The organism is Streptomyces sp. KLMMK, from assembly GCF_036961605.1.
In the GTDB taxonomy this organism is placed as follows: Bacteria; Actinomycetota; Actinomycetes; order Streptomycetales; family Streptomycetaceae; genus Streptomyces; species Streptomyces telluris.
The window spans coordinates 1-7543 of record NZ_JBAMDC010000321.1 but is presented as its reverse complement, the minus strand read 5'-3'; the positions used below and the strand labels follow the sequence as shown (position 1 = coordinate 7543).

Annotated in this window: 7 protein-coding genes and 1 pseudogene; all 8 read right to left on the bottom strand. The window is 73.3% G+C overall.

Annotated elements, in window-relative coordinates; genetic code table 11:
- Positions 1–228 (bottom strand): annotated as a pseudogene (locus V7793_RS29655) (alpha/beta hydrolase); the annotation flags it as partial.
- Positions 225–1481 carry a kynureninase gene (gene kynU / locus V7793_RS29650; RefSeq protein WP_336012187.1) on the bottom strand — a complete coding sequence of 419 codons (1257 nt, stop codon included), beginning with the start codon at positions 1479–1481 and terminating at the stop codon, positions 225–227. The pseudogene V7793_RS29655 and the gene kynU, both read right to left, overlap by 4 nt.
- Positions 1474–2301, bottom strand: a complete 828-nt coding sequence (locus tag V7793_RS29645; protein ID WP_336012183.1) for a tryptophan 2,3-dioxygenase family protein — start codon at positions 2299–2301, stop codon at positions 1474–1476. The genes kynU and V7793_RS29645 overlap by 8 nt, the downstream gene beginning before the upstream one ends.
- A gap of 176 nt (positions 2302–2477) precedes the next feature.
- Positions 2478–2891 carry a DUF3151 domain-containing protein gene (locus V7793_RS29640; RefSeq protein WP_168094626.1) on the bottom strand — a complete coding sequence of 138 codons (414 nt, stop codon included), beginning with the start codon at positions 2889–2891 and terminating at the stop codon, positions 2478–2480.
- Between the two features lie 74 nt (positions 2892–2965).
- Positions 2966–4579, bottom strand: a complete 1614-nt coding sequence (locus V7793_RS29635) for an MFS transporter (protein ID WP_336012179.1) — start codon at positions 4577–4579, stop codon at positions 2966–2968.
- A gap of 111 nt (positions 4580–4690) precedes the next feature.
- Positions 4691–5713 carry a class II fructose-bisphosphate aldolase gene (fbaA, locus tag V7793_RS29630; protein WP_058047511.1) on the bottom strand — a complete coding sequence of 341 codons (1023 nt, stop codon included), beginning with the start codon at positions 5711–5713 and terminating at the stop codon, positions 4691–4693.
- Positions 5714–5920: 207 nt separating this feature from the next.
- Positions 5921–6463: an orotate phosphoribosyltransferase gene (gene pyrE, locus V7793_RS29625; RefSeq protein ID WP_336012174.1), complete on the bottom strand. Its 543-nt coding sequence runs from the start codon at positions 6461–6463 to the stop codon at positions 5921–5923.
- Between the two features lie 4 nt (positions 6464–6467).
- Complete coding sequence (locus V7793_RS29620; RefSeq protein ID WP_336012190.1) at positions 6468–7274, bottom strand: aldose epimerase family protein; 807 nt, start codon at positions 7272–7274, stop codon at positions 6468–6470.
- Positions 7275–7543 lie beyond the last annotated feature (269 nt).

Here is a 7543-nt window from a genome sequence, read left to right as displayed (position 1 = left end):
CAAGGCGACCTCCACGCCCCGCGCGGCCAGGGCCGCCGCGAGGGGCGCGAGGTGACGGCGGTCGTACGCCTCGCGCCAGAACCCGCCGTGCAGCAGGGTCACCCGTACGCCGGCGGGAGCGGCCGGCAGGTGGAAGTCGACCACCTGGCCGGGGTGGGGGCCGTAGGAGACGGTTTCGTCGGGCGGGACGTACGCCAGGCCGAACAGGGCGTCCTCTTCGGCCGTCACCGCCTCCGAGCCCCTTCCAGGACCTCCCCCAGCACCCGCGCGGCCCGTTCGGCGTCCGCGAAGCGCGTGTACAAGGGCGTGAAGCCGAACCGGAGGACGTCCGGGCGCCGGAAGTCGCCGACGACACCGCGGCGGATCAGCTCCGCCATGACGTCACCGGCGCCCCCTGCCGGGCCCGCGGCGCAGCGCAGCGACACCTGACTGCCCCGTTCCCCGTGCGCCCCGGGCGTCACGGACTCGACGCGGCCCTGCGGCACGTACGCCTCGACGCAGCGGAGGAAGAAGTCCGTGAGGGCGAGGCTCTTGGCGCGGACGGCCGCGAGATCCACGCCGTCCCAGACGTCGAGGGCGGCGTCGAGGGCGAGGAGGGAGAGGATCTCCGGCGTGCCGACGCGGCCGCGGACCGCGCCGTCGGCGGGGGCGTAGGCGGGGTCCATGGCGAAGGGGTCGGCGTGGGAGTTCCAGCCGGGGAGCGGCGAGTCGAAACGGTCCTGCAGGGCGCGGCGCACGTAGAGGAAGGCGGGCGCGCCGGGGCCGCCGTTCAGGTACTTGTACGTGCAGCCGACCGCGAAGTCCGCCCCATCGGCGTCGAGGTGGACGGGGAGCGCGCCTGCGCTGTGGCACAGGTCCCACACGGTGCGGGCGCCGGCCGCGCGGACGGCCGCGGTGACGGCGGGGAGGTCGTGGAGACGGCCGGTGCGGTAGTCGACGTGGTTGACGAGCGCGACGGCGGTGCGGGGACCGGCTTCGCGGGCCATGTCCGCGGCGTCGACGGCACGGATCCGGCAGCCGGTCATGCGGGCGGCGGAACGGGCGATGTAGCCGTCGGTGGGGAAGGTGGCGGCGTCGACGAGCACTTCGTCCCGCAGGGGGGCCTCCCCCTCCCCTCCCCCCTCCCCCGCCCCCTGTGTCAGGCGTATCGCCGCCACCACGGCCTTGAAGACGTTGACGCTCGTGGAGTCACCGGCGACGACCTGGCCCGGGGCGGCCCCGATGAGGCCGCCGATGCGGTCACCGACGCGCTCCGGAGCCGTCCACCAGCCGGATTCCTCCCAGGACCGGATGCGCAGCCGCCCCCACTCCCGCCCGACGACGTCGGAGAGCCGCCCGGCCACGCCGCGCGGCAGGGCGCCGAGGGAGTTCCCGTCGAGGTAGACGACGCCGTCGTCCAGGTCGAACTCGGCGCGCTTGGCGGCCAGTCCGTCGGCGGCGTCGAGCGCCGCGGCCTCCTTGGCCGGGATCGCCTCAGACACGGCTGCGCGCCGTCCACAGCTCGGGGAACACGTTCTTCGTCGCCCGCTTCTCCAGCCAGGCGACGCCCGGCGAGCCCCCGGTGCCCACCTTCGCGCCCATGGCTCTGCGCGTGGCGACCAGGTGGTCGTTGCGCCAGCGCCAGACGAGCTCCGCGACCTCCGTCAGCGCCTCCCCCAGCCGGCACTCCGGGCTGCTCTGGTCCCCGGCGTATATGCGCTCCCAGACCACCTCGACCGCCGGGTCTGCGGCGTACCGCTCGGAGACGTCCCGTCCGAGGACGGCCTCGGGTATCTCGTGGCCGCGGCGCGCGAGATGGCGCAGCACCTCGTCGTACAGGCTCGGTGCGTAGAGCGCCTTCTCCAGCGCGGTGTGGATCTGCGGCGCGCCCTGGTGCGGCACGAGCATGGCCGCGGACTTGTCGCCGAGGAGGAACTCCAGCCGCCGGTGCATGGCCGACTGGAACCCGGAGGCGTCGCCCAGGGCCGAGCGGAAGGCGTTGAACTGGGCCGGGGTGAGGTGGGCCAGCGGCTCCCAGGAGGCGTTGAGCGACATCAGCTCGTACGTGGACCGCTTCAGGGCGGCCATCGCCACCGGCAGGTCGTCATCGCGCAGGGCCCGCGCGGCGGTCTCCCACTCGTGCACGATGACCGTGAACCAGAGCTCCATCACCTGGGTGGTGACGAGGAAGGCCATTTCCCCGGGGTCCTCGGAGAGGGGCTCCTGAAGACTGGTGAGCACCGAGGCCCGCACGTAGTCCTCGTAGGGGGTGGTGCCGGTGAAGTGCAGGTTGGGTGCGGTGTCCTGTGGGTCGGAAGTCATCTCGTCTCCCCTGCCGTCGCTCCCGGGTTCGCCGGGCCACTGCGGCGATCATGCGGGCAGGGAAGCGGTCCCGGCAAGGGCTGTGGATAACCCTCGTGGGCTCCCGGACACAGGCTGTGGTGATACAGCGCCGTGGCGGTGCGGCGCCGGTACCCGGGGCAGTGCCGACGCGTCGGTCAGCCCAGGGTGTTGGCGGCCGTGGGCGAGCTGTCGCGGAGGAAGGCGGAGCAGCGCTCGTACTCCTCCTGCTCGCCGATCGCCTGCGCGGCGCGCGCGAGGGCGTGCAGCGCGCGCAGGAAGCCGCGGTTCGGCTCGTGCTCGAAGGGGACGGGGCCGTGGCCCTTCCAGCCGCTGCGGCGCAGTGCGTCCAGGCCGCGGTGGTAGCCGGTGCGGGCGTAGGCGTAGGACTCGACGACCCGGCCGGCCTCGAACGCCTCGTCGGCGAGCTGCGCCCACGCGAGCGAGGACGCCGGGTACTTCGCGGCGACCTCGGCGGGAGCCGCCCCGGAGGCGAGCAGCTCGCGCGGCTCCGGGTCGTCGGGCAGGTGGGTCGGGGGCGGTCCCCCGAGCAGGTTCTCGTGAATGGACATGGGCTCCAGTCTGCCCTTCCGCTGCGCTTTGCGTTACCGGGCACCGGGGGCTTTTCGCGTCGTGGCCCGCCCGCTCACGCGTCCCCCGGGTCCAGGGGCGGCGAGACCGTGCCGCAGTGGTAGACGGCCTCCGGGTGGCAGGGCGGTTCGCCGGTGGGCTTGGGGGCGCGCAGGCACGTGGAGCGGACCGTGAACCAGGCCAGGAGCGCGCCCAGCGCCAGGGAGCCCGCGCACCAGTACATCGCCTTGCGGAAGGTGTCCGAGAACGCCTCGGGGTCGCGGTAGGCGTCCGGGCCCATGCCCACCAGCAGGGGCAGCGCGGCCACGGCGATCAGGCCGGCCGCGCGGGCGGCCGCGTTGTTGATGCCGCTGGCCAGGCCGGCGCGGGCCACGTCCACGGAGGCCAGGACCGTCGCCGTGAGCGGGGCGACGAGCGCGGTCATGCCCAGGCCGAGGACCACGAGCGGGGGCAGGACGTCCGCCCAGTACGAGGCGCCGCGGTCGACGCGGACCATGAGGACCATGCCGACGGCGCACAGCAGGGACCCGGCCGTGAGGGGCAGGCGCGGGCCGATGCGCTGGGCGATCTCTCCGGAGCGGGCCGACAGCAGCAGCATCAGCACCGTCGTGGGCAGCAGGGCGGTGCCCGCCGCGAGCGCCGACCAGCCCAGTACGACCTGCAGCTGCAGCACGGAGAGGAAGAAGAAGCCGCTGAAGGCCGCGTACACGAACACCGTCACCGCGTTGATCGACGAGAACAGGCGGATCGAGAAGATCTCCAGCGGCAGCATGGGGTCGGGCCTGTGGGCCTCCACCCAGCAGAACGCGACGCCCAGGAGGACGCCCGCGACCGCGGGGCCGATCACCCAGGGCGAGGCGCCCTTGTCAGGGGCGGCGATGAGCGCGTACGTCACCGCGCCGAGGGCGAGTGCGCCCAGGGCCGCACCGAGGACGTCGAAGCGGCCGCCCGCGTCGGGGTCGCGCGTCTCCGGCACGTACTTCACGGCCACGGGTACGCACACCGCCGCCAGCGGCAGGTTGATCAGGAACACCCAGCGCCAGCCCGGGCCGTCCACCAGCCAGCCGCCGACGAACGGGCCGATCGCGGAGGCCACGCCGCCGAGCCCCGACCACGCGCCGACGGCCGCGGCCCGGTCCCCGGGGCGGAAGACGGCCTGGATGAGGGCGAGCGAGCCGGGGGTGAGCAGCGCGCCGCCGACGCCCTGCAGGGCGCGCGCACCGATCAGCACCCCGGCGGTCGGGGCGATCCCGCACAGGAGCGAGGCCAGCGCGAACCACACCACGCCGACGATGAAGATCCGGCGCCGGCCGAAGCGGTCCCCCAGCGCACCGCCCAGCAGGATCAGGCCGGCCAGGGTGAGCATGTAGGCGTTGACGGTCCACTGCAGAGCGGCCAGGTCCGCGCCGAGGTCCCGGCCGATGTGCGGCAGGGCGACGTTCACGACGGTGCTGTCGAGCATGGCCATGCCCGAGCCGAGGACGGCCGTCAGCAGGACCGCACGCCCCGTGGCGGTGCCCAGGCGCACATCGGGCCCGTCGTCGGCCGCGGGATCCCGGCCCGCCGCGGCGGCACGCGCCGGGGACGGGCGCGGGGACGGGGACCGGGGCGGGGGCGGCTCGGGGCCGGGGCCGGGCCCGCGCCCGGGTTCCGGTGCGGAGTCGCTCATGGCGCGATCATCCCCCGGCCGGACGCGTGCGGCCACGCGAAGGGCCCGGCCCCGCTCAGTGAGCGGGACCGGGCCCTGAAGCCGTACAGGCAGCTGGTACTGCTCGCGCAGTTACTTCAGCTTGGTGCCCGTGGAGCGCAGGTCCGCGCACGCCTTGGTGACGCGCTCGGCCATGCTCGCCTCGGCCAGCTTGCCCCAGGTGCGCGGGTCGTAGGTCTTCTTGTCGCCGACCTCGCCGTCGACCTTCAGGACGCCGTCGTAGTTCTTGAACATGTGGGCCGCCACCGGACGGGTGAAGGCGTACTGGGTGTCGGTGTCGAGGTTCATCTTCACGACGCCGTTCTCCAGCGCGGTGCGGATCTCCTCCTCCGTGGAGCCGGAGCCGCCGTGGAAGACGAAGTCGAACGGGTCGGCCTTGCCGTGCTTGGCGGCGATGCCGTCCTGCAGGTCGCGGAGGAGCTCGGGGCGGAGCACGACGTTGCCCGGCTTGTAGACGCCGTGGACGTTGCCGAAGGAGGCGGCCAGCAGGTAGCGGCCCTTCTCGCCCAGGCCGAGGGCCTCGGCGGTGCGCTCCACGTCCGAGACGGTGGTGTAGAGGTCGTCGTTGATCTCGTGGGAGACGCCGTCCTCCTCGCCGCCGGTCGGGGTGATCTCGACCTCGAGGATGATCTTCGCCTTCACGGCCTCGGCGAGGAGCTCCTTCGCGATGGCGAGGTTCTCGTCGAGCTTCTCGGCGGAGCCGTCCCACATGTGGGACTGGAAGAGCGGGTTCTGACCGGCGGCGACGCGCTCCTGGGAGATCGCGAGCAGCGGGCGGACGTAGCCGTCCAGCTTGTCCTTCGGGCAGTGGTCGGTGTGCAGCGCGATGTTCACCGGGTACTTCTTGGCGACGACGTGCGCGAACTCGGCGAGCGCGACGGCGCCCGAGACCATGTCCTTGCTGTACTGACCGCCCAGGAACTCCGCACCGCCGGTGGAGATCTGGATGATGCCGTCGCTCTCCGCCTCGGCGAAACCGCGCAGCGCGGCGTGGAGGGTCTGCGTCGAGGTGACGTTGATGGCCGGGTAGGCGAACTTGCCTGCCTTCGCCCGGTCGAGCATCTCGTTGTAGACCTCGGGGGTTGCGATGGGCATCTGTCCGCTCCTTGTGATGTGCGGGTACGGGCGTGATTCGGGGCCCTGACCTAGGGGGCGACGGTCATCGTCGCCCCCATACTCCCAGACTCCCCGCATTACTCCACATGAGGCTCACCACGCTCATATGAGCCAGGGCATGCGCAGGGGGTGCGGTTTCACGTGAAACCGCACCCCCGGAGCTGAACGCCGTAAGGAAACAGCAGGTCAGGACAGACCCAGGTCCCCCAGGGCATAGCCCGTCACATAGCGCAGGCCGGCGCCCTCGATCGCGGAAGCGGCCCCGCGGTCGACGATCGTCGCGACGGCGACGACCTCCGCGCCCGCCTCGCGCGCCGCCTCGACGGCGGTCAGCGGGGACCCGCCGGTGGTCGAGGTGTCCTCGACCACCAGGACGCGGCGGCCCTTGATGTCCGGGCCCTCGATGCGGCGCTGCATGCCGTGGGCCTTCTGCGCCTTGCGGACGACGAAGGCGTCCAGCTTGCGGCCGCGCGCGGCGGCGGCGTGCAGCATCGACGTGGCCACCGGGTCGGCGCCCAGGGTGAGCCCGCCCACGGCGTCGAAGTCCAGGTCGGCCGTGGCGTCGAGCATGACCTGGCCGACCAGCGGCGCGGCCTCGGCGTCCAGGGTGATCCGGCGCAGGTCGATGTAGTAGTCGGCCTCCTTGCCGGAGGAGAGGGTCACCTTGCCGTGGACCACGGCCTTGTCCTTGATCTGCTGCAGCAGGGCGTCACGCGTGCTCATGCCCATGAGCTTAGGCCAGCGTCCGCCAGGTCCACGTCGTGGAGATCTCCAGCGGGTCGATCGGCGTGACGAGGCGGGGCAGGGTGTTCAGGCCGTTGGGCGGGCCGGACTGCGGCTCGACGCAGACGGCCGCCTCCTGCTCGTCGTAGACCACGACCCACTCGGTGCGGCTCGCCACCTTCAGCTCCAGGGCGCCGGGCCAGGTCAGGGTCACATCGACGCCGTCGGGCATCCCGAAGCAGTCGTCCCAAGGGCCGGGGAGGGGGTCGATGCGGCGGCCGGTGGGGATGTGGTCATCGCCGCGCTCCTCCTGCCAGCCGGGGGTGAAGTCGATCCGTACGTCCTCGCCTGCGCCGAGGTTGCGCAGGAACCAGGGGTGCCAGCCGGCCTGCGCCGGGAAGGAGTCGCTCGCCGCCTCCACGCCCATGGTGAGGGTGACGGCGTCGGGGGCCAGCTCGACCAGCTGCGTGACCCGGCCGGGGTACGGCCAGGGGGCGGCGAGGTCGTAGGTGAAGGCGGCGGAGGAGTCGTCCGCCCGGGCCGTACGCCAGGCGGTGTCCCGGCCGGTGCCGTGGATGGCGTGCGGCGGGTGGTTGACGGGCATCTGGTGTCGCTCGCCGCCGTTGCGGAACTGCCCCAGCTCGATCCGGCCGCACCACGGGACCATGGGGAAGCAGCCGTACTTGTCGCCCTGGCGCAGGAGTTCGGTCCCGCCGATGCGGAGGCTGGTCAGGCGGCAGCCGTGCGCGGGGTCCACGGTGAGCTCGGCGTCGCCGGCCTTGAGCCGGACCGGCTGCCCCGGCTGCCCCGGCTGCACGGGCTCGCTGAATCGTCCGGGCTGGTCACCGGCGTCGTCTGTGCGTACGTCATTCGTCACGGTTCCGACCCTATGGGCAACCGCCCCCGCAGGCATCCGCCGCCGCGGGCATCCGGACCCGGCCGGGAGCAACCGTCCGCCGGCACCCGACCGACCGTCAGCAGCCCGCCGGCAGCGCCTGATCGGCAGCCTCGGGCAACCGCGAGCAGCCGCGGACAACCGCCGACGACCCGTCAGCGGTCCGTGCGGCCCGTCAGCGGCGGCGGCGC